Origin of the sequence: Roseomonas acroporae, from assembly GCF_023223525.1 — a bacterium.
GTDB classification, from domain to species: Bacteria; Pseudomonadota; Alphaproteobacteria; order Acetobacterales; family Acetobacteraceae; genus Roseomonas_E; species Roseomonas_E acroporae.
The window spans coordinates 1-24,040 of the sequence record NZ_JALPRX010000003.1; the positions used below are offsets into that span (position 1 = coordinate 1).

The 24,040-nt window shown below is 73.7% G+C and carries 21 protein-coding genes; 5 read left to right on the plus strand and 16 right to left on the minus strand.

The genetic code is table 11. The features are described from left to right. Window positions 1–59: 59 nt before the first annotated feature. The 3 genes from M0638_RS00850 to M0638_RS00860 all read right to left on the minus strand — a co-directional run bounded on the left by M0638_RS00850 (window position 60) and on the right by M0638_RS00860 (window position 3,455). Window positions 60–1,856, minus strand: a complete 1,797-nt coding sequence (locus M0638_RS00850) for an FkbM family methyltransferase (RefSeq protein WP_248665058.1) — start codon at window positions 1,854–1,856, stop codon at window positions 60–62. Window positions 1,857–2,095: 239 nt separating this feature from the next. Continuing rightward, window positions 2,096–3,103 (minus strand): Bug family tripartite tricarboxylate transporter substrate binding protein, encoded by a 1,008-nt coding sequence (locus tag M0638_RS00855; protein ID WP_248665059.1) that lies wholly within the window; start codon window positions 3,101–3,103, stop codon window positions 2,096–2,098. 142 nt (window positions 3,104–3,245) lie between these two features. Continuing rightward, window positions 3,246–3,455, minus strand: coding sequence for a DUF1289 domain-containing protein (locus M0638_RS00860; protein ID WP_282571763.1), 210 nt, complete (start codon window positions 3,453–3,455; stop codon window positions 3,246–3,248). A 208-nt stretch (window positions 3,456–3,663) separates the two neighbouring features. On the opposite strand from M0638_RS00860, the gene M0638_RS00865 reads away from it, so the two are divergent. Next, window positions 3,664–5,346: a formate--tetrahydrofolate ligase gene (locus M0638_RS00865; RefSeq protein ID WP_248665060.1), complete on the plus strand. Its 1,683-nt coding sequence runs from the start codon at window positions 3,664–3,666 to the stop codon at window positions 5,344–5,346. Window positions 5,347–5,418: 72 nt separating this feature from the next. Here the strand turns inward: M0638_RS00865 and M0638_RS00870 are convergent, their stop codons facing one another. The 5 genes from M0638_RS00870 to M0638_RS00890 all read right to left on the minus strand — a co-directional run bounded on the left by M0638_RS00870 (window position 5,419) and on the right by M0638_RS00890 (window position 8,860). After that, window positions 5,419–6,987: a GMC family oxidoreductase gene (locus M0638_RS00870; RefSeq protein ID WP_248665061.1), complete on the minus strand. Its 1,569-nt coding sequence runs from the start codon at window positions 6,985–6,987 to the stop codon at window positions 5,419–5,421. Window positions 6,988–7,005: 18 nt separating this feature from the next. Continuing rightward, window positions 7,006–7,548, minus strand: a complete 543-nt coding sequence (locus M0638_RS00875; RefSeq protein ID WP_248665062.1) for a gluconate 2-dehydrogenase subunit 3 family protein — start codon at window positions 7,546–7,548, stop codon at window positions 7,006–7,008. Between the two features lie 62 nt (window positions 7,549–7,610). Beyond that, entirely contained in the window at window positions 7,611–8,006 is a 396-nt protein-coding gene (locus tag M0638_RS00880) for a VOC family protein (protein WP_248665063.1), read from the minus strand. Between the two features lie 2 nt (window positions 8,007–8,008). Continuing rightward, window positions 8,009–8,407, minus strand: coding sequence for a c-type cytochrome (locus tag M0638_RS00885; protein WP_248665064.1), 399 nt, complete (start codon window positions 8,405–8,407; stop codon window positions 8,009–8,011). An 81-nt stretch (window positions 8,408–8,488) separates the two neighbouring features. Next, window positions 8,489–8,860, minus strand: coding sequence for a ribbon-helix-helix domain-containing protein (locus tag M0638_RS00890; RefSeq protein WP_248665065.1), 372 nt, complete (start codon window positions 8,858–8,860; stop codon window positions 8,489–8,491). A gap of 139 nt (window positions 8,861–8,999) precedes the next feature. Here M0638_RS00890 and M0638_RS00895 point away from each other — a divergent pair, with 139 nt between their 5' ends. Further along, complete coding sequence (locus M0638_RS00895) at window positions 9,000–9,272, plus strand: hypothetical protein (RefSeq protein ID WP_248665066.1); 273 nt, start codon at window positions 9,000–9,002, stop codon at window positions 9,270–9,272. Between the two features lie 13 nt (window positions 9,273–9,285). Here the strand turns inward: M0638_RS00895 and M0638_RS00900 are convergent, their stop codons facing one another. After that, window positions 9,286–9,807: an SRPBCC family protein gene (locus M0638_RS00900; RefSeq protein ID WP_248665067.1), complete on the minus strand. Its 522-nt coding sequence runs from the start codon at window positions 9,805–9,807 to the stop codon at window positions 9,286–9,288. 222 nt (window positions 9,808–10,029) lie between these two features. On the opposite strand from M0638_RS00900, the gene M0638_RS00905 reads away from it, so the two are divergent. After that, window positions 10,030–10,797: an SDR family NAD(P)-dependent oxidoreductase gene (locus M0638_RS00905; RefSeq protein ID WP_248665068.1), complete on the plus strand. Its 768-nt coding sequence runs from the start codon at window positions 10,030–10,032 to the stop codon at window positions 10,795–10,797. After that, window positions 10,794–11,498: an SDR family NAD(P)-dependent oxidoreductase gene (locus M0638_RS00910; RefSeq protein WP_248665069.1), complete on the plus strand. Its 705-nt coding sequence runs from the start codon at window positions 10,794–10,796 to the stop codon at window positions 11,496–11,498. The genes M0638_RS00905 and M0638_RS00910 overlap by 4 nt, the downstream gene beginning before the upstream one ends. A gap of 17 nt (window positions 11,499–11,515) precedes the next feature. On the opposite strand, the gene M0638_RS00915 is transcribed toward M0638_RS00910, so the two are convergent. From M0638_RS00915 to uvrB, 3 genes are all read right to left on the minus strand, one after another. Then, on the minus strand, window positions 11,516–12,754 hold the full coding sequence (locus M0638_RS00915) for a Gfo/Idh/MocA family protein (RefSeq protein ID WP_248665070.1): 1,239 nt from the start codon (window positions 12,752–12,754) through the stop codon (window positions 11,516–11,518). Window positions 12,755–12,788: 34 nt separating this feature from the next. Further along, entirely contained in the window at window positions 12,789–13,469 is a 681-nt protein-coding gene (locus M0638_RS00920) for a DUF1275 family protein (protein WP_248665071.1), read from the minus strand. 148 nt (window positions 13,470–13,617) lie between these two features. Next, window positions 13,618–15,816 carry an excinuclease ABC subunit UvrB gene (gene uvrB, locus M0638_RS00925; protein ID WP_282571764.1) on the minus strand — a complete coding sequence of 733 codons (2,199 nt, stop codon included), beginning with the start codon at window positions 15,814–15,816 and terminating at the stop codon, window positions 13,618–13,620. An 821-nt stretch (window positions 15,817–16,637) separates the two neighbouring features. On the opposite strand from uvrB, the gene M0638_RS00930 reads away from it, so the two are divergent. After that, window positions 16,638–17,522: an S-methyl-5'-thioadenosine phosphorylase gene (locus M0638_RS00930; protein WP_248665072.1), complete on the plus strand. Its 885-nt coding sequence runs from the start codon at window positions 16,638–16,640 to the stop codon at window positions 17,520–17,522. A gap of 270 nt (window positions 17,523–17,792) precedes the next feature. Here the strand turns inward: M0638_RS00930 and M0638_RS00935 are convergent, their stop codons facing one another. The 4 genes from M0638_RS00935 to M0638_RS00950 all read right to left on the minus strand — a co-directional run bounded on the left by M0638_RS00935 (window position 17,793) and on the right by M0638_RS00950 (window position 24,018). Beyond that, complete coding sequence (locus tag M0638_RS00935) at window positions 17,793–18,893, minus strand: LLM class flavin-dependent oxidoreductase (protein ID WP_248665073.1); 1,101 nt, start codon at window positions 18,891–18,893, stop codon at window positions 17,793–17,795. Window positions 18,894–19,090: 197 nt separating this feature from the next. Continuing rightward, window positions 19,091–20,623 (minus strand): hypothetical protein, encoded by a 1,533-nt coding sequence (locus tag M0638_RS00940; protein ID WP_248665074.1) that lies wholly within the window; start codon window positions 20,621–20,623, stop codon window positions 19,091–19,093. A gap of 79 nt (window positions 20,624–20,702) precedes the next feature. Next, window positions 20,703–23,666 (minus strand): glycosyltransferase, encoded by a 2,964-nt coding sequence (locus M0638_RS00945; RefSeq protein ID WP_248665075.1) that lies wholly within the window; start codon window positions 23,664–23,666, stop codon window positions 20,703–20,705. A 25-nt stretch (window positions 23,667–23,691) separates the two neighbouring features. Further along, entirely contained in the window at window positions 23,692–24,018 is a 327-nt protein-coding gene (locus M0638_RS00950) for a hypothetical protein (protein WP_248665076.1), read from the minus strand. Window positions 24,019–24,040 lie beyond the last annotated feature (22 nt).

The window sequence follows — 24,040 nt, forward strand, 5'->3', positions numbered from 1 at the left end:
GGCCGCCACGGCTCTAGAGCGGATCGCCGCCGGGTGTAGCCGCCCGCCGGCGATCCGCTCTAGGCGGCCCGCGCGCCGTCCGCCCCGGCGGCGCCCGGGGCGCCGACCGGAGGCTCGCGCAGGTAGAGGAAGGTCGGCGTCGCGTTGAATCGGGTCCGCGCCCGGTAGCCGAGCGGCCGCAGCACCGCCTCCACCCGCGCGAAGGCCGCCGTGTCCGCCGCCTCGACGTAGAGGGTGGGGGAATGCCGGCGCAGTGTCTCCTCGGCGCCGCGCAGCACCGCCGCCTCCATGCCCTCCACGTCCACCTTGATGACGTCGGGCACCAGCCCGCGCTCGGCCAGCACCTCGTCGAGCCGGACGACGCCCACCGTCTCCGCCGCCGCGTCGGCGCCTGCCTCGGCCCCCGTCTCGATCATGTCGTCGAGCCGGGTCATGCCGGCATTGCCGGCGGGGCCGTGGACGAGACGGGCCTGCCCGGCCCGGTCGCCGACGCCGTTGCGCAGCACCTCGGCACGCCCGGCGAGGCCGTTCTCCGCGAGGTTCTCGCGGCAATGCGCGGCGAGGGCGGCGCTCGGCTCGAAGGCCAGCACGCGGGCGCCGCAGACGCCGGCGGCGAACAGCGCGTGGTTGCCGACATTGGCGCCCACGTCGACGAAGCTGCCGCCGCTCGGCAGCCGGCCGCGCAGGTCCTCCAGCATCTCCGCCTCGTAGAAGCCGCCGCTGGCGGCGACGCAGCGCTGGATGTGGTCGTTGCCGTCGCGCAGCACGAAGCGGCCGCGCCAGGCGCCATGGGCGAGCGGCACCACCGGGACGTCGGCGCGCGCGGCGGGGGCATCGCGCCGCACGGCGGGGGCGCCGGCGATGGCGGGGCGCGGGGCGAGCAGCACGGCGGCGGCGGCCCCGGCCTGGGCGGCGAGGGAGCAGTGGATCGCCACGTGCTCGCGCCACCGGCCGGGGGCGGCGTTCAGGATCAGGTCGATCGCGCGCTCGGCCTGGACGAAGCGCACCGCCTCCGGCCAGGCCTCGGCGGCGCCGGGATGGTCGAACACGGCGAGGTCGCAGCCGCAGGCCGCCGCCTCGGCGATGGCGTAGCCGAAGCTCTCGTGCAGGCTGGTGGAGAGCAGCACGCGGTTGGCCGCGTGCCAGGCGGGCATCTCCTCGGGCAGCAGCTCGCCGTCGTAGCGGACGGCGCCGGCGAGGCCGAATTTCGGCACGAGGTCGCAGAGCAGGTCGGCCACGAAGGGGTCGCCCCCCTTCACCGCGAGGTGCAGGTGCCAGCGCGGCTCGATCCGGCGCAGCCCGTGCAGGATCTCCAGCGCCAGGATCGGGTTCTTGCGCAGGATCATCGAGCCGCACCAGCCGATGCGGAACGGGTCCGGCGGCGTCGTCGAGGGGCGGAAACGGTCCAGGTCCAGCCCGTTGCGCACCACGTGGACCGCGGTGGTCGCGCCGATCCCGGGCACGCGGCGCAGCAGCGCCTCGCGCATGGCGTCGCTGACCACCACCGCGTCGGTCAGCTTCTCCCAGGGCGCGTCGGCGACGTGGTTGGTGTCCTGCGCCTCGATGCGATGGATGCGCACCACGGTGCGGCGGCCGGCGAAGTCGGTGTCGCGGATCGCCGGGAAGAAGGTCGGCCAGCAGAATTCGAACCAGACGGAGTCCCGTGCCGGGTCGTCGGCCCAGGCCAGGGCGGCCGCCACGGCCGCGTGCGCGCTGCCCATGCCGGCATGGCTGCGGAAGCTGCGCGCCTCCAGCCGCCCCGTCTCCTCCAGCGCCACGGGCAGGTCCCCGGCGAAGTGGTCGAGGCCGCTCAACACGATCACGGCCACCCGTGGCAGCCTGCTGGTTTCCGGCATCGTCCCCTGTCCGCACCCGTTCCGTCGGCACGCCCCGCGGGCGCGCCGGCATCATCGGGTGGCAGCGGTTAAGGGGTCGCTACGACGGATCGCGCCGCCAGGCCTGCGCGGCCGGGCGGCCGGCGCGATCCGCGCCGACCGTTCTCGCCGGGCGGGGCCGTGCCGCGGGGCTGGCGGCCCAGGGCGATCCGCCCCGGCGTCCTCCGTCCGCGGGGCACGGTCCCCGGGCGATTCCGGCCCTATTCCGCCCGGATGCCGGCGCGGCGCACCACCTCGCGCCAGCGGTCGATCTCGGCCTGCTGGAAGCGGCGGTAGGATTCCGGGCTGTCGGCCACCACGGCGAAGCCGATCTCGCCCAGCCGCCTCGCCGTCTCCGGGTGGCGCAGCGCCGTCACCACCGCCGCGTTGACCCGTTCCAGCAGCGGCCCGGCGAGGCCGGCCGGCGCCATCACCGCCTGCCAGGAGGTCACCTCGAAATCCGGCACGCCGCCCTCGATCATGGTCGGCACGTCGGGCAGGGCGGGGTGGCGCTCGCGCGAGGTCACGGCGATCGCCCGCATCCGACCGCCGGCGATGTGGCCGGTGACGGAGCCGAGGTTCTGGAAGGAGAGCTGCACGTTGCCCGCGATCAGGTCGGTCTGCGCCGCCGCCCCGCCGCCGTAGGGGACATGCGTCGACTCGGTGCCGGTGCGCTGCTTGAACAGCTCCATGGTGAGCTGGTCCGAGGAGCCGACGCCGCTGGTGGAGTAGGAGGCACCCGGATTGGCCTTCATCCAGGCGATCACGCCCGCAAGGTCGGTCGCCGGCACCTGCCGCGGGTTGACCACCAGCACGTTGGGGGTGGTGACGGCCAGCGTCACCGGCGCGAGGTCGCGCACCGGGTCGTAGCCCAGGTTCGGCCGCAGCGCCGCGTTGATCGCGAACACGCCGATCGAGCCGAGGAACAGGGTGTGCCCGTCCGGCGCGCTGCGCACCACGGCGCGGGCGGCGACCTCGCCATTGGCGCCGGGGCGGTTCTCCACCACGACGGGCTGGCCGATCCCCTGCTGCAGGCGCTGGCCCATGGCGCGGGCCACCACGTCCGAGGAGCCGCCGGCGACGAAGGGCACCAGCACGGTGACGGGGCGGCCGGGCCAGGCCTCCTCGGCGCCGGCGGGGCGGAGGGCGAGGCTGGCGGCGCCGAGCGCGGCGGCGCCGCGCAGCAGGCCGCGCCGCCCGAGCGCGGCGTGGTTCTGGTCGTTGAGCATGCAGGTCTTCCCGGACGTTCCCGGCCGCAGGATGCCGTCGGTGTCCGGGATTGCCCAGGGGGTGGTGAACGGGGGGTGGTGAAGGGGGTGGTGAACGGGGAGGGCGAGCGGGAGACGGGGAGGGGGCGAAGGCGGCGGCCGGCTACTTCTTCTTTTTCTTCGCCAGGTTGCCGGTGCGGTGGCCGGCCTGGGCGAGGGCGAGGATGCGGGCGGGCAGGGCGGCGGCGATCGCGTCGCGGCGCTCCGGCTCCCGTTTCCAGGCCTTCTTCTCCTTCTTCTCCATGCCGCAGCCGTAGCACCAGCCGGTGGCCTCGTCGTAGCGGCAGATGTCGATGCAGGGGCTGTTGGACATGCGTGCCTGAACGTTCCCGGGGGCCGAAGGTGCCGGCCGGCGATGCCGCCCGATGCTGCGCCCGGCCCGGGCGCCTGTCACCCCGCCGTCACGGCCGCCCGGCCGCCGCTCCGGCCCGGCCCCGCCGCGGTGCCGCTGGCATCCGGCGTGCTTGTCTGCCCCGCCGCCCGCCTTTATCCCGGCGGGGCAGGAGCGCGGGGGAGCAGGCTTGGCGACGGACCTCGAAATCGCACGCAGCGTGCCCATGCGGCCGATCGCGGAGATCGCGGCGCGGGCCGGCATCCCCGAGGCGGCGCTGGTCCCCTATGGCCGGTACAAGGCGAAGATCGCCCTCGACGCGGTCCGGGACCTCGCCGGACGGCCGGACGGGGCCCCCGAGGGCGCGCTGGTGCTGGTCACCGGCATCAACCCGACGCCTGCGGGGGAGGGCAAGACCACCACCACGGTCGGCCTGGGCGACGCGCTGAACGCGCTCGGCACGCGCACCATGATCTGCCTGCGCGAGCCCTCGCTCGGCCCCTGCTTCGGGGTGAAGGGCGGGGCGGCGGGGGGCGGGCGCTCCCAGGTGGTGCCGATGGAGGACATCAACCTCCACTTCACCGGCGACTTCCACGCCATCACCGCCGCCAACAACCTGCTGGCCGCGATGGTGGACAACCACCTCTACTGGGGCAACGAGATGCGGCTCGACGCCCGCCGCATCACCTGGCGCCGGGCGCTCGACATGAACGACCGCGCGCTGCGCGGCATGACGGTCGGCATGGGCGGCGTCGCCAACGGCTTCCCGCGCGAGGACGGGTTCGACATCACCGTCGCCTCCGAGGTGATGGCGATCCTCTGCCTCTCGCGCGACCTCGCCGACCTGCAATCGCGGCTCGGGCGGATCGTCATCGGCCAGCGTCGCGACGGCTCCTCGGTCACGGCGGCCGACCTGAAGGCGGACGGCGCCATGGCGGCGCTGCTGCGCGACGCGCTCTCGCCCAACCTGGTGCAGACGCTGGAAGGCTCGCCCGCGCTGGTGCATGGCGGCCCCTTCGCCAACATCGCGCATGGCTGCAACAGCGTGGTCGCGACGCGGCTCGGGCTGAAGCTCGCCGAGGTGGTGGTGACGGAGGCGGGCTTCGGGGCCGATCTCGGCGCCGAGAAGTTCTTCGACATCAAGTGCCGCATGGCCGGGCTGCGGCCGGCGGTCTGCGTCGTGGTCGGCACGGTGCGGGCGCTGAAGATGCATGGCGGCGTCGCCAAGGCCGATCTCGGGCGCGAGGACGTGGCGGCGGTGCGGCGCGGCGTGGTGAACCTCGCCCGGCACGTCGAGAACGTCGGCAGGTTCGGCGTGCCGGCCGTGGTGGCGCTGAACCGCTTCACCGGCGACACGGCGGACGAGGTGGAGGCGGTGCGCGAGGCGATGGCGGCCCTCGGCGCCGAGGTGGTGCTCTGCAACCACTGGGCCGAGGGCGGCGCCGGCGCCGCCGGCCTCGCCCGCGCCGTGCTGGCGCGCATCGCCGAGGGGCGGGCCGATTTCCGCCCCCTCTACCCGGACGGCATGGCGCTGGCCGACAAGATCCGCACCGTGGCGCGCGAGATCTACCGCGCCGCCGACATCGCCTTGCCGCAGGCGGTGCTGGCACGGCTGGAGCGGTTCGAGGCGGCGGGGTTCGGCGATTCGCCCGTCTGCATCGCCAAGACGCAGTACAGCTTCTCGGCCGACCCGACGCTGCTCGGCGCGCCGGAGGGGCACGTGCTGCCGGTGCGCGAGGTGCGGCTCTCGGCCGGCGCCGGCTTCGTGGTGGCGGTGTGCGGCGACATCATGACCATGCCGGGCCTGCCCCGGCGCCCGGCGGCCGAGCAGATCGGGCTGGACGCGGACGGACAGATCCACGGGCTGTTCTGAGCCCGATCCGCCACGCCTCGGCCTGCCGCATCTCCGGCCGGCGCCCGATGCCCGGGCGCCGGCCGCCTGCGCTCAGATCTCCCGCCGGCCCATCCGCTCCGCGATGTGCTCGGCCTGGCGCATCGCCAGCGCGACGATGGTCAGGGTCGGGTTGCAGCCGGCGCCGCTGGTGAACTGGCTGCCGTCCGAGACGAACAGGTTCGGGATGTCGTGCGTCTGTCCGAAGCGGTTCACCACCCCGTCGCGCGGCCGCTCGCTCATCCGGTTGGTGCCGAGGTTGTGGGTGGAGGGATAGGGCGGCGTGCGGATCACCCGCGTGGCGCCCACCGCCTCGTACACCGCCGAGCCCTGGCGGAAGCCGTGTTCGCGCATGGCGACGTCGTTGGGATGGTCGCTGAAGGCGACGTGCGCGACGGGCAGGCCGTTCCTGTCCTTCTCGTGCGGATCGAGGGTGATCCGGTTGTCGGCCTGCGGCATGTCCTCGCCCACGATCCACATGCCCGCGAGGTTGGCGTAGTCGTCGAGGATGCTGGCGTAGTCGCGGCCCCAGGCGCCCGGGTTGACGAAGGCGGCCATGAAGGGCAGGCCGAGCGAGAGCGTCTCCATCTCGTAGCCGCCGACGAAGCCGCGCGAGGGATCGTTCTTCGACTCGTCGCGGATGATGCCGGCCATGGTGGTGCCGCGGAACATGTGCACCGGCCGCTCGAAGGCCGCGTACACCGTCGCCGTGGTGTGGCGCATGTAGTTGCGCCCGACCTGGCCGGAGCTGTTGGCGAGCCCGTCGGGGAATTTCGAGGAGGCGCTGTTGAGCAGCAGGCGCGGGCTCTCCAGCGAGTTGCCGGCGACCGCCACCACGCGGGCGCGCTGTCGCTGCATCCGCCCGCCCTCGTCCACGTAGAGCACGCCCGTCACCTTGCCGGCGTCGTCGTGCTCGATGCGCGCGACCATGGCGTTGGGGCGCACCTCCAGCCGGCCGGTCTCCTCGCCCTTCGGGATCTCGGTGTAGAGGGTGGACCACTTGGCGCCGGACTTGCAGCCCTGGAAGCAGAAGCCGATCTGCTGGCAGGAGCCCCGCCCGTCGCGCGGCCGGCTGTTGATCGCCATGTTGCCGGTGTGGACCTCGCGGTAGCCGAGCTTGGCCGCGCCGGCCGCCATCACCTTGAAGTTGTTGTTGCCGGGCAGGCGCGGGATGCCGTGCGTGCCGGTCACGCCCATCTTGCTCTCGGCGCGGTCGTACCAGGGCTCCAGCTCGGCCAGGGTCAGCGGCCAGTCCAGCAGGTTGGCGCCGGCCAGCTCGCCATAGGTGCTGCGGACCTTGAACTCGTGCGCCTGGAAGCGCAGCGAGGCGCCGGCCCAGTGCGTGGTGGTGCCGCCCACCGACTTCACGATCCAGGCCGGCAGGTTGGGGAAGTCCCTGGCCAGCCGGAAGGTGCCGCCGGTGGTGCGCATGTCGGTCCAGGCGAGCTGGGCGAAGCTTTCCCACTCGTCGTTGATGAAGTCGGGGATCTCGTTGCGGGCGCCGGCCTCCAGGATCACCACCTTGATGCCGCGCTGCGCCAGCTCGTTGCCCAGCGTGCCGCCGCCCGCGCCGGAGCCGACGATGACGACGACGCCGTCGTCGTTCAGGTCGAATTGTGCCATGATGCCTTCCTCCCCGGCTCAGCTCTGCGGCAGCCAGTCGATGTCGTCGAAGCCGCGGTTGATGTAGCCGCCGTGCTCGAAGGAGGAGCCCTCGTAGCCGAAGCGCTGCCAGAGGTCGGGCTGGTTGTAGAGCGAGACGACGAGGTCGGAGCGCACCTTGTTGAGGAAGGGCGTCTCGCGGATGCCCTCCAGCAGCGCCACCCGGTCCGTCTCCTGCGGCACGTCGCGATAGGCGCGGCGGAAGCGCGCCTGCGACGCGGCGTCCAGCGTCGCGGCGCCCTCGTCGAGCATGGCGCGCACCGTGGCGTCGGCGGCGGCCTTCTCGTCGAAGGTGGCGCAGGCCTTGATGTAGTAGCGCGTGGCGAGGCGGTCGTGCGGGTAGAGGTCGCGGCTCATCCGCACCAGGGTCGCCATGGTGTCCGGCTTCAGCACCTCGGCGTTCGCCGCCTCGGCCGGCGCGTCGATCCCGGCCGTGGCCAGCGCCGTCGCCGGCACGGCGGTCGCGGCGCTCCGCAGGAACAGGCGGCGGCCGAGCCGGGCCCGCTTGTCGATCACTCTCATGGTACGTCCCCTACGTTCTTGTTGTCGTGGTCGGGCGGCAGGGTGGCTGGCCGGCGCGCCGGTCAGAGGTAGCGGCCGCGCCGCTGCAGCACCTCGATCCGGTAGCCGTCCGGATCCTGGATGAAGAAGAAGGTGGCGAGCGGCCGGCCGCCATGCGCCAGCTGCTTCACCGGCCCCGGCTCCAGCCCGGCCGCCGCGAGGCGCGCGTGCTCGGCCTCGATGTCCGCCACCGTCACGGCGAGGTGGCCGTAGCCGTTGCCGAGGTCGTAGGGCGCCGTGCGGTCGTGGTTGATCGTCAGCTCCAGTTCGAACGGCGTCTCGGCGTTGCTCATGTAGACCAGCGTGAAGCCGTCGAAGGCCAGGCGCTCGGCCACCTCCAGCCCGAAGGCGCGGCGGTAGAAGGTGGTCGAGCGTTCCTCGTCGAGGACGCGGATCATGGCGTGGATCAGCTTGGCCATGGTCAGTTCTGCTCCTTCAGCCAGGCGATGATGACCTGCCGTGTCGCGGGGTTGTTCTGGCGGTAGGCCATGACGCTGCCGGGAATCACGGCCTGCGGGTTGGCGAGGTAGGAATCGAGATGCGCCTCGTCCCAGACGAAGTCGGCGGCGGCGTATCCGGCGGAGTAGCGGAATCCCGTGACGCTGCCGGGCTTGCGGCCGAACACGCCGGCGAGGTTGGGGCCCTGGCGCGGCGGATCGCCGGCATTGACGCTGTGGCAGGCCATGCACTGGCGGCGGAACAGCGTGGCGCCGTCCGGCGTCGCCGCGGCGCCGGGCGCGGGTTGCGCCGCGGCCGGTGGCGCGCCCCAGGCGCATGCCAGGGCCAGCAGCGGCCCCGCGATCCGAACGCGCATCCCCATCGGCTCTTCCCTGCCTTGTTGCGCGTCAGGCTAGGGGAGGTCGGGAAGGATCTGGTAGTATCGGGCTACAGCAGGCCGGCCTCAGGCCGGCACGCGCAGCCGATCGCCGGCGATCCGTTCGAGGGCATGCTCCTCGGCGAGCGGCGCGCGCCGGACGGCGTCCCGCCGCGCCCCGACCTCGCACGCATGCTGCTCCTTGTTGGCGAGGTAATGCATGCAGGTGACGCGCAGGAAGGAAGCGAAATTGCCCACATCGTCGTGGCGGGCCGTGATCTCGTCGTGCAACACGCCCGCGAAGCGGGCGACGCTCATCCCCTCCTTGCGGGCGATCTCCTCGAGGATCGACCAGAATGCCGCCTCCAGGCGGATCGAGGTGGCATGGCCGTGCAGCCGGATGGCCCGCGTCTCGGCGGCATAGGTCTTCGGATCCTGGCTCACGAACAGGCGACACATGGCGTGACTCTCCCCGGGGCGCGTCCTCGCGGTTCCTTGTGCGCGGCCGCTGGGCGGGGCAGCCTGAACCTGCTTGACGATCCAGAGGTAGGAGATGGAGCGTGGGGAAGGAAAGTTAATAAAGCGCATGGAGGAAACGATGCGACCCGACCCGATCGCCCGGCTGTCCGCCCGCACGCTGCTGTTCCTCGGCCTGCTCCTGCCCGCCGGCCTCCACGCGCAGACCGCCCCCACGCCACCCCGCGCCGCGGGTCCCGACACGGGCCAGGCGGTGGCGACCACGCCCACCACCCCGGTCCCCGGCTCCAGCACCACCGGCAACGCCACCGCCCCGGCCGGCGGCGCGCAGGGCCGGCGCCCGCCGCCGACGCGCGACGAGGCGGGCAGCCAGGCGCCCCGGCCGGCGCGCTGAGCCCCCGCCGCCCTCAGAGATCGCCCGGATTCATCGTCGCGCTGTGCCCGAAGGGACGGCTGTCCCGGGTCTCCGCATCGTCGCGGACGCGATGGTCCGGGTCGAGCGACACCGGGCCGCTCGCCGGCGGTTGCGCCTCGTTTTCCAGGGTCTGCTTGAGGCGCTGCATCGCCTCCTCCAGCTCGGCCTGCACCGCCTCGCGCGGGAAGTCGCGACCGGGGGCGGTGAGATGCAGCCGCACCTCCACGTCGCTGTGGCTGCCGCCGCGCTGGTGGACGTCGAGCGTGCCGGCATAGTCGTGCTCGCCGTCGGAGCCCCAGCGCAGGCGGCGTGCCGCCGCGTCGGCCTCGATCCAGCCGTCGGCCCGATAGGAATGGCCGTGCGACTCGCCCTCCATGACGACGCGCCCGGGCCCCTGCGCCGTGGCCCGGCGCACGGTGGGCAGGAAGCGTGGCATGTTGGCGACCTCCGAGACGAAGCCGAACACCGCCCCGGCGGGGCGATCGATCGCGATGCGGCTGGTGTATTCGGCCATGGCGCGCTTTTCCCTGGACTGGTGCGTTGGAACTGGTGCGTTGCGTCTGGTGCGTTAGAGCATTTTCAAGCTGAGCGTCCTCGCTCAGCGGCTCGGAAAATGCGAAAAATCAAAAGGCTAGAGCCGTTCCGGCCTGATACAGTCAGGCTGGATCGGCTCTAGGGCTGCGGCGTTTCCGCCATGCAACGCCGGAGGCGCGGCGGCGGTTTGCGGGAGGGTGCCATGGGCGGCGGAACGACCGGAAGGCAGGCGCCGAGGCTGGCCGGGCTGGCGGGAAAGCGGGTGCTGGTCACCGGGCATCGCGGCGGCATCGGCGCGGCCATCGCCGCCGTGCTGGCGGCGAGCGGCGCCGCCGTGGCCGGGCTCGACCTGCCGGAGGTCGACCTGGAACGGCTGGAGGCGTTGCCCGGGGCGGTGGCGGCCGCGATCGGCGGGCTCGGCGGGCTGGACGGGGTGGTGAACAATGCCGGCGCCACCTGCCTCGGCAGCCTGCTCGACACGCCGCTCGCCGAGGCCGAGCGCATCATGCGGATCAACCTGCTGGCGCCCTTCGCCATCCTCCAGGCGTCGCTGCCGGCGCTGCTGGAGAGCGCGGCGGCGGGGCGGGGTGCGTCGGTGGTGAACGTGGCCTCGGACCAGGCGCTGATCGGCAAGAAGGTCAGCGCCGCCTACGGCGCCAGCAAGGCGGCGCTGGCGCAGCTCACGCGCAGCGCGGCGCTGGACTGGGGCGGGCGCGGCGTACGCTTCAACGCGGTGGCGCCGGGCAGCACGGACACGCCGATGCTGCGCCGCGTGATCGGCGAGCTGGCGGAGAGGTATCCGGAGAGCTTCGCGGCCGGCTCGGCGGACGCCTACGCCGCCGCCGTGCCGCTGGGCCGCTTCGCGCAACCGGTGGAGATCGCCGCCGTGGTGGCCTTCCTGCTCTCCGACCATGCGAGCTTCGTCACCGGCATCGTCATGCCGGTCGATGGCGGGACGACCGCGGCGTGAGCGGCCTCGCGCTGGTGACGGGGGGCACGCGCGGCATCGGCCTCGCCGTGGCCGGGGCGCTGGCGGCGCGGGGCCATGCCGTGGTCGCGGCCTCCCGCCGGCCGCCGGCGGCGCCGCTGCCGGCGGGCTGCCGCCACGCGCCGCTCGACGTGGCCGATCCGGAATCGGTGCGGGCGCTGTTCGCGGGGCTGGGCGGGGCGCTCGCCGTGCTGGTCAACGCCGCCGGCACCGCCGGCGCCGACCCCGAGGAGGACCCGAACGAGACGGCGTGGCGCGGCATCCTCTCCACCAACCTCGACGGCACCTGGCGCTGCTGCAAGGCGGCCGAGCGGCTGCTGCCGGACGGGGCGGGGCGGATCGTCAACATCGCCTCGGTGCTGGGGCTGCGCGGCGTGCCGGACCAGGTGGCGTACTGCGCCGCCAAGCACGGCGTGGTGGGGCTGACGCGGGCGCTGGCGCTGCGCCTGGCGCCGCGCCGGATCACGGTGAACGCGGTCTGCCCCGGCTGGGTCGCGACGGGCATGGCCGAGGCGCGCTGGCGCGAGCTGGGCATGACCGCGGCGGAGGCGGCCGCCGGCACCCCGACCGGCCGCGTGACGACGGCGGCCGAGGTCGCGGAAGCGGTGGCCTTCCTCGTCTCGGCGGGGGCGGGCAACCTCACCGGGCAGGCGCTGGTGGTGGATGGCGGCGGGTCGGCCTGAGGTCGGCCAGGCTCAGCTCAGCTTTCCAGCCGGACCGGCACGCCCTCCCTGGCCGAGCGGTACAGCGCCGCCATGACCAGATGGTAGCGCAGCCCCTCCTCGCCCGGCGTGCGCGGCGCGGCGTCGCGCAGGATGCACTCGGCGAAGTGGTCGATCTCCAGCGCGAACTGGTTCTTCGCGCCGAGCCGCACCTCCTCGACCGCCTCGTTGTCGCCGGCGCGGCGCGCCACGCGCAAACGCTGGCCGCGATAGGCGAAGGCGTTCTCCAGCTCGATCGAGCCCTTCTCCAGCCGGATGCGCATGTCCTTCGATTCGTGCGCGCCGTAGGAGGTGGCGCACTGCGCGATGGCGCCGGAGGGGAAGCGCAGGGTGAAGGCCACCGTCTCCTCCACCTCCGCGTAGCGCGCATCGCCCACCGGGTTGACGATGCTGGCGAACACCGACACCGGCTCCTCGCCCAGCACGGCGCGGGCGGCGTTGAGGCAGTAGAGGCCGATATCCGGCAGCGCGCCGCCGCCGGCCAGCGCCGCCCGGTGCCGCCATTGCGCGCCGGTGCCCTGCACCTGGGTGTTGCTGGCCTCGATCAGCCGCGCCGCGCCGAGCGCGCCGGACCGCACGAGGCGGATGGCCTCGCGGTTGAACGGCTCGTACTGGCAGCGATAGGCGACCATCAGCTTCACGCCGGCATCGCGGCAGGCGGCGATCATGTCGCGCGCCTCGTCCGGCGTGTTGGCCATCGGCTTCTCGCACAGCACGTGCTTCCCGGCCGCCGCCACGGCGCGCACATGGTCGCGGTGCAGCCCGTTCGGCGTGACGACGTAGACCGCCCGCACCACCGGATCGTCGCGCAGGCGGTGGATGTCGTCGTAGCCGTAGACGTGCTCGCGGCCGATGCCGTGCTGCGCTGCCACGGCCCGCGCCTTCTCCGGGCGGCCCGAGACCAGCGCCACGGGCCGTGCCAGCCCGCACTCGGCGAAGGCGGGCAGGATCTCCTCCAGCGCCAGGCGACCGAGGCCCATGACGGCGAAGCCGACCCGCTGCGCGGGCGGCAGCGGCGCCGGCGGCGGCGGCGAGGGGCGGTCCGCCTCGCCCTTCCAGTTCTCGAATTCCACCCGGCCTTCCGCGACGCGGCCGAGATCGACCGGCGCGGGCGGCAGGGCGCGGCCGGGGGCGGGCAGGGCGGGGCCGCCCGGCGTGCCGGGGCCATGCGGGCCCGCCGCGGGACCGGCGGCGGGATCGGGGCGGCGTTCTGGCATGGCAGGTCTCCGGGTTCGGCGGCCTCAACGCCGCTCAGCCCGCCTCGGCCGCACCGCCGCGCATCACGACACGCAGCGCGGCCAGCGCCGCGCCGATCGCCGCGCCCGCCGCGACGAACAGCAGCGTGGCGGGGCCGTGCCGCGCGTCGAGCAGCGCCCCGGCCGCAGCGCCGGCGAGCAGGGCGAGCCAGCGCAGCAGGCCGGCGCCGGCCTTTGCCGCGCTGCCTTCCGCCAGGGCGCGGCCGAGCCGCACCAGCGCGCCGGTGACGAAGGTGACGCCGGGATCGTCGCCGCGCGCCTGGTTGATCGCGCCCATCGCCGCCGCGATCGGCAGCAGGGCGAGGATGGGGAGTTTCTCCCCCGCCAGCGGCACCGCGCCGGCGAGCAGCGCGGCGACCAGCAGCAGCACCACGGCCGGCCGCCAGCGGCCGCAATGCCGGCCGAGCAGCGCCGCCAGCGTGGTCGCGGCGACGAAGCACAGGATCACCGTGGCGATCGGCGCGGCGGCGCGCCAGTCCGCCCTGGCCAGGGCATGCGCCAGCTTCGAGCTGTTGCCGGTCATGTAGACCGCCAGCAGGTCCCGGCTGTGCGTCACCATCAGGGCATCGGTGGCGCCGGCCAGGAACACCAGCGCCGCGATCGCGGCCATGTCGAGGGCGGCGCGTGGCGCGGCGCCGTGCTTCCCGTCCCTGCCTGGCTCGGGCCTGACTGGCATCTCGCTCCGTGCATCGTTCCGCGCGTGCCGAAGCGGGTTCGGCACGGCCAGAGCGAGGCAGGCGGGGACGGGTTGCGTGGCCGCGACGACGCTACGGGAAAGTCATCGTGTCGCGGGGCCGGGACGGGGGGGCCGCCGGCCGGCGCGCTCAGCCCCGCTTCGCGCCGCGCCGCGCGCCGCCGCGGCGCTTCGCCTTCTCCGGGTCGTAGCCGCCGCCGCCAGGGCCGAGCGGCTTCGGCTTCCAGTCGGCGCGCGGCGTCGCCTCCTGCAGCGAGCGCCCGGCGAGGTTGGGGGCGAGGCCCAGTTCCAGCCCCTCCAGCCGCTTGATCTCGTCGCGCAGCCGCGCCGCGGTCTCGAATTCGAGGTCGGCGGCGGCGGCGCGCATCTGCTTCTCCAGCTCGGCAATGGAGGCGCGCAGGTCCTTGCCGACGAAATTCGCCGTCTCCTCGCCCTCCACCGCCTCGACGGTGACGTAGTCCTGCTCGTAGACGCTCTGCAGCACATCGGAGATCTGGCGCTGGATGGTCTGCGGCGTGATGCCGTGCTCGGCGTTCCAGGCCTGCTGCTTGGCGCGGCGGCGCTCCGTCTCCTCCAGCGCGCGGCGCAGGCTGTCGGTCATGCGGTCGGCGTAGAGGATCACCCGCCCCTCGGCGTTGCGCGCGGCGCGGCCGATGGTCTGGATCAGCGAGGTGGTGGAGCGCAGGAAGCCTTCCTTGTCGGCGTCGAGGATGGCGACGAGGCGGCATTCCGGGATGTCGAGCCCCTCGCGCAGCAGGTTGATGCCGACCAGCACGTCGAACACGCCGAGGCGCAGGTCGCGGATGATCTCGATGCGCTCCAGCGTGTCGATGTCGGAGTGCAGGTAGCGCACCTTGATGCCGGCCTCGACCATGTACTCGGTCAGGTCCTCGGCCATGCGCTTGGTCAGCGTCGTGACCAGCACGCGGCCGCCCTGCTGCTTCACCGCGTGGCACTCGGCGAGCAGGTCGTCCACCTGGCCCTCGACGGGGCGGATGTCGCAGACCGGGTCGATCAGCCCGGTGGGGCGGATCACCTGCTCGGCGAAGGTGCCGCCGGTGCGCTCCATCTCCCAGGGGCCGGGGGTGGCGGAGACGAACAGGCTCTCGGGCCGGAAGCTGTCCCACTCCTCGAATTTCAGCGGCCGGTTGTCCATGCAGGAGGGCAGGCGGAAGCCGAACTCGTTCAGGATCGACTTCCTCGCGAAGTCGCCCTTGTACATGCCGCCGATCTGCGGGACCGTGACGTGGCTCTCGTCCACGATCAGCAGCGCGTTCTCCGGCAGGTACTCGAACAGGGTCGGCGGCGGCTCGCCCGGCGCGCGGCCGGAGAGGTAGCGCGAGTAGTTCTCGATTCCCTTGCAGACGCCGGTGGTCTCCATCATCTCGATGTCGAAGGTGGTGCGCTGCTCCAGGCGCTGCGCCTCCAGCAGCTTGCCCTCGGCCTCGAGTTCCGCGAGGCGCCCTTTCAGCTCCGCCTTGATGTCGCGGATCGCCTGGATCAGCGTCGGGCGCGGCGTCACGTAGTGGCTGTTGGCGTAGATCGAGACGCGCTCCAGCTCGCCCTCGACGCTGCCCGTCAGCGGGTCGAATTCGCGGATGCCGTCGATCTCGTCGCCGAACAGCGAGACGCGCCAGGCGCGGTCCTCCAGATGGCTCGGCCAGATGTCCACCGTCTCGCCGCGCAGGCGGAAAGTGCCGCGCTGGAAGGCGGTGTCGTTGCGCCGGTACTGCTGCTCGACGAGGCCCTTGACCAGCACGTCGCGGTCGATCCGCCCGCCGCGCTCCAGCTTCACCACCATGCGGCTGTAGGTCTCGACCGAGCCGATGCCGTAGATGCAGGAGACGGAGGCGACGATCACCACGTCGGAGCGTTCGAGCAGCGCCTGCGTCGCGGAGTGGCGCATGCGGTCGATCTGCTCGTTGATCTGCGCGTCCTTCTCGATGTAGGTGTCGGTGCGCGGGACGTAGGCCTCGGGCTGGTAGTAGTCGTAGTAGGAGACGAAGTACTCCACCGCGTTGTTGGGGAAGAAGGACTTCATCTCGCCGTAGAGCTGCGCCGCCAGCGTCTTGTTCGGCGCCAGGATCAGCGTCGGCCGCTGCACCGCCTCGATCACCTTGGCCATGGTGAAGGTCTTGCCCGAGCCGGTGACGCCCAGCAGCACCTGGTCCCGCTCCTGCCGCTCCAGCCCTTCCACCAGGTCCCGGATCGCCGTCGGCTGGTCGCCGTTCGGCTCGAACGGGCTGACCACCTCCAGCCGCCGGCCCGGCGGCGGGGCGGGGCGGCGGGCGGGCCTGAACAGCATCGGCAGCGGGGCGAGTTGGTTCATGCGGCGGGTCCGGGCGGTGGCAGGGCAGCGGGGGGCGGCAGGGGCCGGTGGGGAGCCATTGGGTGGGGAGCCGGTGAATGGAGCATCGGGCGGCGCATGGCGGCCTGGTCCTGGCCATTCATGTGGTGCGCCGGCGGCCCCGCGTCGAGGCGGGGCCGGGCCGGCTCGCTCTCCCGGCGGGATCGTCCGTGCAACGCGGGATCGTCCGCGCAACATGGCTGGGAACGGGCACGGGGACGGGCAGGCGTCGCCTTGCAGGCGCCAGATCCCGCGCCGGTGGCCCGGCATGCCCCATGTCGGCAGGCCGGCGCGGCCAGGGCGCCGGCGACGAGAGTAGCCCATCCCTCGGGCCGATCCCCTGGCGATCCCCCTGGCGCCGCCGCTCGCCGCCATCCGCCGGGCCGCGCCCCCGCCTTCGCGGATCGCCGGCGGGAGAAGGCGCCCGGGGCACGCGGCCGATCCCGGCGCAAAGGCTCGCGGGAAGCCGCGCCCCCGACCGGACCGAGGTCGCCCGCGAGGGGCGACTTATCCCCAGATGACTTATCCCCAGATTCTGGGGACGACCCTGTGGGCGGATCGGTGCGTAACGCCGGGAAACCGAGGTGTTCCGCCGGTCGCGTGCGCCCGGCGGGCCGGCCGTCCGCCCCGCGGCTGCCCCGCTGCCGGGCCGGGGCCGCCGGCGCGCCGCCATGCGGCGGGCGCGGCACGGCGTCACGCGGCCGAGAGCGCGCCGCCGGCCGGGTTGGTGTAAGAGGCGCGCCGGAATCCCATCCTCCCGGCCACCACCACCCGGTGCAGCAGACCCGCCACGGAGCCCCGCCATGCCCGACATCATCGAACCCGTCATCGGCCTGATCGGGGGCTCCGGCCTCTACGACATAGACGGGCTGGAGGAGCGGGAATGGCGGCAGGTGGAGACGCCCTGGGGCGAGCCCTCCGACCTGCTGCTGTTCGGCCGGCTCGCCGGCGTGCGTTGCGTGTTCCTGCCCCGCCACGGCCGTGGCCACCCGACGCCGCCCTCGGCGCTGAACTACCGCGCCAACATCGACGCCATGAAGCGTGCCGGCGTCACCGAGATCATCTCGCTCTCCGCCGTCGGCTCGCTCAACGAGGCGCTGCCGCCCGGGCACTTCGTGATCGTGGACCAGTTCATCGACCGCACCTTCGCGCGCGAGAAGAGCTTCTTCGGCTGCGGCTGCGTCGCCCATGTCTCGATGGCGCACCCGGTCTGCCCGCGCCTCGGCGACGCGCTGGAAGCCTCGGCGCGCGAGGTCGGCCTGCCGGTGACGCGCGGCGGCACCTATCTCGTGATGGAGGGGCCGCAATTCTCCACCAAGGCCGAGAGCGAGCTGTACCGGCAGTGGAAGTGCGACGTGATCGGCATGACCAACATGCCCGAGGCCAAGCTCGCCCGCGAGGCGGAGCTCTGCTACGCGACCGTCGCCATGGTGACCGATTTCGACTGCTGGCATCCGGACCACGACGCGGTGACGGTGGACGCGGTGGTGAAGGTGCTGCTCGGCAACGCCGACAAGGCCAAGGCGCTGGTGAAGTCCGTGGTGCCGGCGCTGGGCAGGCCGCGCGGCCCGTGCCCGGCGGGCTGCGACCGGGCGCTGGACAACGCGCTGATCACGGCGCCCGAGAAGCGCGACGTGGCGCTGCTGGCGAAGCTGGACGCGGTGGCGGGGCGGGTGCTCGGGGTCTGAACCGGGCGCCTCTTCGGGGCTCCGCCCCGGACCCCGCCAGGAAGGGCGCCGCCCTTCCTGGACCATCCCGCCGGGGCCCAAGGGGAAGATGGGGGAGGCCCCAGACCCCGTTCGTTTGTGCCCGAACGCCGGGGCGGGCGAGGCCAGGAACCAAGGGGGTTTCCCAAAGGGGCTTCGCCCTTTGGTGGGCGGATACCCCCGATGGGCCCTTGGGAGGGCAAAGCCCTCCCTGGAAAAGGCGGCGGGGGAAGAGGCGGCGGGGCCGCCTCCCTATGCCGCCGCCTTCACCTCGATGTCGAGGTGACGGATGCGCGGCATCACCTCCTCCTGGAGCAGCCGCAGCGAGTTGTGCCAGACCGCCGGCGCCTCGCTGTAGTCGAAGCCGAACACCAGCAGCGAGCCGAACCCGCCGACATCGTGCCAGATGCGCTCGATCTTCTCGGCGACCGTCGCCGGCGAGCCGACCAGCCAGTTGTGCTTCGCGCAGTACTCCATGGTGACGTCGGAATCCGCCACCTCCGGGCTGTGCTTCAGGTAGTCCTTGAAGCCGAAATTGCCGAGCAGCGGCAGGAAGTACTCGCTCATCATCCGGCCCATCATGCCGCCGACCGAGTGCTTCCAGGCCTCGGCGTCGGTCTCGGCCACCATCACCTCGCGCACCAGGCGCCAGTCGCGCCGGCTCGGCGTGCGGCCGGCCCTGGCGGCGCCCGCCTCCACCGAATCCCAGTGGCTCTTCACGTAGGCCGGGTTGAGGTTCAGCGAGAGCGGCAGGAAGCCGCGCTCCCCCGCCAGCTTCAGCGTGTCGGAATTCTTGGACAGGCCCGCGACGCCGATCGGCGGGTGCGGCCGCTGCACCGGGTAGAGATGCGGCCGCAGGAAGCCGTACATCTCCGCGGGCTTGGTCACCGTCCAGTACTTGCCCTCCACGGTGAACGGGGCGGGGTCCCGCCACAGCTTCAGGATGATCTCCAGCGCCTCGCGAGTCATCTCGCGGTTCTGGCCGGAGGTGCCGTCCACATGGAACATCGCCCAGTCCGAGGGCAGGCCGCTCGCCGCCACCCCGAACATCAGCCGCCCCTCGGAAAGGTGGTCGAGCGCCGCGATGCGGTTCGCCAGCTCCGCCGGATGGTGGTAGGGCAGCAGGAAGCCGCCGGGGCCGATGCGCAGCCGCTTCGTCTGCAGCAGCGCCTGCGCCACCAGCAGGTCCGGCGAGGGGTGCGGCTCCCACGGCGCGGTGTGGTGCTCGCCGATCCAGGCCTCGGCATAGCCCAGCTCGTCGAGCCAGCGCAGGGTCTGGAGGTCCCAGTCGTGCCCCGCCTTGAAGCCGCGCTCGGGCGGGTGCGAGGGCATGGTGAAGTAGCCGAATTCCATCGGTCCGTTCCTCCGGCCCGGTCTTCGGCCGGTTGTTCCGGCCCGCCGGGCTGCACGCGGATTACGGACCGCGCGGCGCCTGCGGGAAAGGCGTCGGCACCACCATCACGCACCCGTGACGGCGGTTCGCCACGGGCCGCCGCCTCCGGAACGGCGTCGCCCCGCCTGACTGGCCCGCCCTCCGGCGGGCCGCTCCGTCAGGCGAACACGTTCTCGAAGGTGCGCAGCAGGCGCGGCAGCGTGTCCGGGGTCACCGTGTCCGCCTCGAACACGACGTCGCAGCTCGCGCCGAGGATCAGCCCCTGCTGCGGCGCGGCGCGGTACAGGTCCGCGGCGTTCACGAGGTCGCCGCGGCGGAGGAAGACCAGCCCGCTCCAGTCGTGCCCGCGTATCACCAGCGCGGCCCGGGCCGCCTCGGGCACCAGCACCCCGCCCGATTCCAGCACGATCATGTCGTCCGAGCCGGCCTTGTGGCGGCTGCCCGGCGCGAAGCGCAGCGCCGAGGCCGGCTGGAGATGGCGCGGGTAATGGTCGAACCAGCCGGACAGCACCAGCTCCGAGCCGGCGGAGTCGCCATTGGCGAGGGCCGGCACCAGCACCTCCAGCGGCGCCTCCGCCGGCACCCCGGCCGCGACCGCCGCGTCGTCGAAGCGGATGGCGAGGTAGCGCCGTTGCGGCTGGTCGAGCACGGCATGCCGGCGGACGCCGCAGAATTCCAGCAGCACGGCGCCGGCGCCGGGACCCGCCTCCACCACCATCACGGCGGAACGCCAGTCCGCCGAGGGGACCGTGCCGCTGGCCAGCACGGTACGCAGCCGGCCGACCCGGCCCGCCTCGGCTGGCAGGTCGGGGAAGGCGCGTGCCAGCGCGTCGCCCAGCAGCAGGTCCGTCTCGCCGTTCCGCCGCACCCCGAACAGCGCCGCGATGCGGGCGGGCTGGCTGGCGATGACGGGCGGGCGTGGCACCGTGCCCGCCGCCGGCAGGGCCCGGGCGACCTCGCGCGCCGGCAACGGCCGCACCCGCGCATCCGCCGCGTCGTCGCGCCAGGAGGCGCCGTCCCGCAGCGCGCTCGCCGGCAGCTCCAGGATCGCGCCGGTGCCGTCCGGCCAGGCGAGAGGCCAGCCTTCCGCGTTGCCGAGCACGGTGACGACCGGCTCGAACCCATCCCCGGCATCCGTCCCGAGCGTCACCGCCGGGGTCGCGGGCAGGCCGGCCAGCAGCAGCGTGTCCACGCCGCAGGCGGGATTGTGCCGGCGGAACAGGACCGGCTCGTCCGCCGGCCGCGCCTCGGTGGCGGACAGGTCGGACGGCGCGCGCAGCACCAGCGCGCCGGCGAGGTCGAACAGGTCGGGGTTCGCGTCCGACCAGCCGCGCAGCTCCAGCAGCGTGCGGCGCTCCACCGTCACCAGCAGGGTCAGCGAGACCAGCGCGGCACAGCCTTCCGCGATGGCGAAGGGCGCCTGCGCCAGCAGGGTGATCTCGCCGCCGGCGTGCCGCAGCGCCTCCACGATGAAGCGGGGCGTGGTGGCGCCCGCCAGGCGCCGCACCTGCACGATGCAGACATGCGCGCCCGGCTCCGCCGTCAGCATCAGGTGGAAGAAGGCGAAGCCGCCGCCGCCCTCGCCGGCCTCGCCCCGTCGCGCCTGGCGCGGGTCCGGGCGGTCCACCACGTCGGCGAAGGCCATCGGATTCCCGTCGGCCGGCGAGGGAAGCGGCATCCTGGCCGTCATGCCTGCATTGCTCCACGCCATGGGGCCGGAAGGGAGGAAGCCGGGCCGGAGGGAGGGGGCGCCGGCCGGGAGCCGGCGGTCAAGGCGTGGTCCCGGTCGCGAGCAGGCGCCGGCCGGCGGAGGAGCGGCGATCCTGCCGGACGGTGGCGGGCAGCGTCGGGCCGAGCAGCCGGTCGCGGGCGCGCGCCAGGGCGACGAAGCGCACGCCGCCCGCTTCCGCCTCGAACGCCGGCGTGGCGTGCAGCGCGGGCGGCACCAGCAGCCCGGCCTCGCCGGCCCGCGCGAGGAGCGCGGCGAGGTCGGCGTCCTCGACGGCGAGGCAGACCAGCCCGCCCTCGGCCACCACCCGGCACAGCTCGGCCAGGATGTCGCCGAGCGCGGCGGCATCGCCCCGCACCGGGTCCAGCACCACCACCCCGGCGAAGCTCTCGTCGGCCGAGCCGAGCACGGCGGGCTCGCGCGCCGGCATGCCGGGGGCGGCCCAGTGGCCGCGGCGCGGCAGGTCCGCCCGCGCCATCGGCACGAAGCTGCCGAGGATGGCCGCGGCCGCCGGCAGGGAGGCGGCGGCGCCGAGCACCAGCAAGGGCCGCGACGCGCGGACCACGCGCGCCCGCTCGAACGCCTCGCAGGCCAGCGCGGCGATCCAGCGGTCCAGCGCGATCTCGAACCAGGGTTCGGGGATCCTCCGGCGCAGGGGCTGGGTGTGCCAGAAATCGGCGATGCCGAAGCGCCGCAGCACCGCGAAATCGCCGGCCTCCGCCGGCCTGGCGGGGCGGAGCGGCCCCGCCGACGCGCGCCGGCGGCGCAGCGACTCGTGGAATTCCATCGTCGCGGCGGCCATCGCCTCGGCGGTGAAGCGTTCCCGGAAACGTCGCCGGCCCGCCTTGCCCATCGCGCGGCGCAGCGCCGGGTCGGCGATCAGGCGCCGCAGCGCCTCGCCCAGCGCCACGGCGTCGCCGGGCGGCACCAGCAGGCCCGAGACGCCGTCCTCGACGACCTCGGTCACGCCGCCCACGGCGCAGCCCACCACCGGGCGGGCATGCATCATCGCCTCCAGGAAGACGAGGCCGAAGGATTCGAAGCGGGAGGGCGCCACCACGATGTCGGCGCGGCCGTAGAAGGGATCGAGGAACTCCTGCTGCACCTCGCCCAGGAAGCGCAGCCGGTCCAGCCAGGGCGCGCCGGCATGGCGCGCGAGGAAGGCCTCCGAGGTGGTCTGCCCGGCCTCGTCGCGCAGGTGGTCCTGCCCGACCAGCTCGAACTCGACCCCGGGATGCTCGGCCAGGATGCCGGGGATGGCGGCGAGCAGCGTGTCGATGCCCTTGCGCAGCTCCAGCCGGCCGACGAACAGCACCCGCAGCCGCCCCGTGCCGATGGGGGCGCCGATGGGGGCGCCGATGGGGGCGCCGATGGGGGCTGCCGGGGCCTGGGCGCCCGGCGCGCGGTCGCGCAGCCCGTGCGGCACGATGGCGACGCGCTCGGCCGGGATGCGGGCGAGGTCGCCGCGCAGCGCGTAGAGCCGCTCGACGCTCTCCACCACCGCGCGGCTGTTGGCGTAGAGCCCGTCCGAGAACAGGAAGGCCTCGCGCTCCAGGCACATGATCGGCAGGATCGTTCCCTGCATGCGGGCCACGTCCACCATCCAGTCCGGATGGTTGGCGGCGGCGACCGCCATCGGCGTGTGCAGCGAGGTCACGAGCAGCGTGCCGGGCAGCTCGGCGCGCAGGAAGGCGACCCCCTCCACGTCCCAGCCCGGCGCCTGCACCACGTCCACCCGGTCCTGCCGGGCGATGCGGCGCAGCTCGGCCAGCATGGTGGCGGAGCGGTCCCAGATATGGCCGGGCACCTCGGCAGGGCGGTCGGGCTGGGGGACGACGCGCAGCCGGTGCACCCACGCCCCGTCCTCGAGATCGACCCGGTCCGGCCCGTCCGCCGCCACGGTCAGCACGTGGACCGTGTGCCCGAGGCCCGCGATTCCCGCCGCCAGCTCCGCGACGAAGCGGCCGATGCCATCCACGTGGCCGGGCGGGAAGGACTGGCTGAGCAGCACGACGGTGCGCCGGTCGGGAGCGACGTGGCGCGCGGCGAAGGGAAGGAAGGCGCAGTCCTCGGGCGCGTCCGGGCCGAGCAGGGTGGGCGTGCCGGCGATGGCGCGCACCATCCCCGCCTCGAGCCCCTCGGCGACGGCGGTCTCGAAGCGGGCCAGCGCGTCGGGCGGCAGCAGGCCGGTCTCGACGCACCAGCGCACCTCGCCCGCGTGCTTCTCGATGAACTGCTGCACCGAGGCGAAGGCGCGGTCGTAGCCGAGCAGCGGCGCGCCGTGCCGGAAGGCGAAGTAGCACTGGTTCTTGACGATCTGGAACCGGTCGGTCGGGACCTTCTTCTCGGAGCGCAGGTGGGAAGGCGCGAATTTGTGGTGGACCAGCGCCTCGGGCGCGAACTTCACGACATGGCCGCGATCGACCAGGCGCAGGCAGACATCGGTCTCGTCGAGGTAGTAGGCGAATTCCTCGTCGAAGCCGCCGATCTCCAGCAGGGCCGAGCGGCGGAAGGAGGAGTTGGTGCCGAGCAGCGAGCAGTACTCGGCGCCGAAGGGCTGGTTGTAGTACCCGGTCGGGTCGGCGGCGAGGTCGACGCGCGAATTCCCGAAGCGGTCGGAGACGATGTAGCGCGTCTGCCAGGCATGGCCGGTGGCGTCGTACACCCAGCCGCCCACCGCGCCGACCTCGGGGTCCTCGTAGGCCGCGACGAGGGCATCCAGCCAGCGCGGATCCGGGATGGCGTCGTCGTCGATGAAGGCGACGATCTCGCCGCTCGCCGCCGCGATGCCGATGTTGCGCGAGGCCGAGAGGTTCACCGCCGGGCATCGGCGCACCTTGATCAGCCCCGCCCAGCCTTCCAGCACCGCGTCGGTGCGGTCGGTGCAGGGGCCGGCGACCACGATCACCTCGAAGTCGCGGTAGCGGAGCTGCGACAGCGAGGCGAGGGTCCGCGCCAGTGTGCCGGCACGGTTGTAGGTGTTGACGACGATCGAGACGCGCATCGGCCGTCCGGTTCCCGCGCCCGGGTCAGGCCGGGAGGCGTCGCGCGGCGCGTGCCGGAACCGGCCCGTCGGTCCGGGCGGCGGCCTGGCCCGCCGCGGGGGGCGCCATGGCGGCGGTTCCTGTCGAGGCCGCCGTGGCGGCCATGCGCGTCGCCGCGCGGATCGCCGCATGCGCCGAGGAGATCGCGCTCAGCACGGTGGAGTCGACGAAGCCGTGGCGTTCGACCACGGACTGGATCTCGTCGAGCCGGCCCTCCAGCACGCCCAGGCGCGCGTCGAGCGCATCGATCGCGTGCATCAGCTCCGCGCGCAGCAGGGACGGGTCAGGTCCCGGTATGCGATGCTCGCTCATGCGGTTTTCCATGTAATTGCAT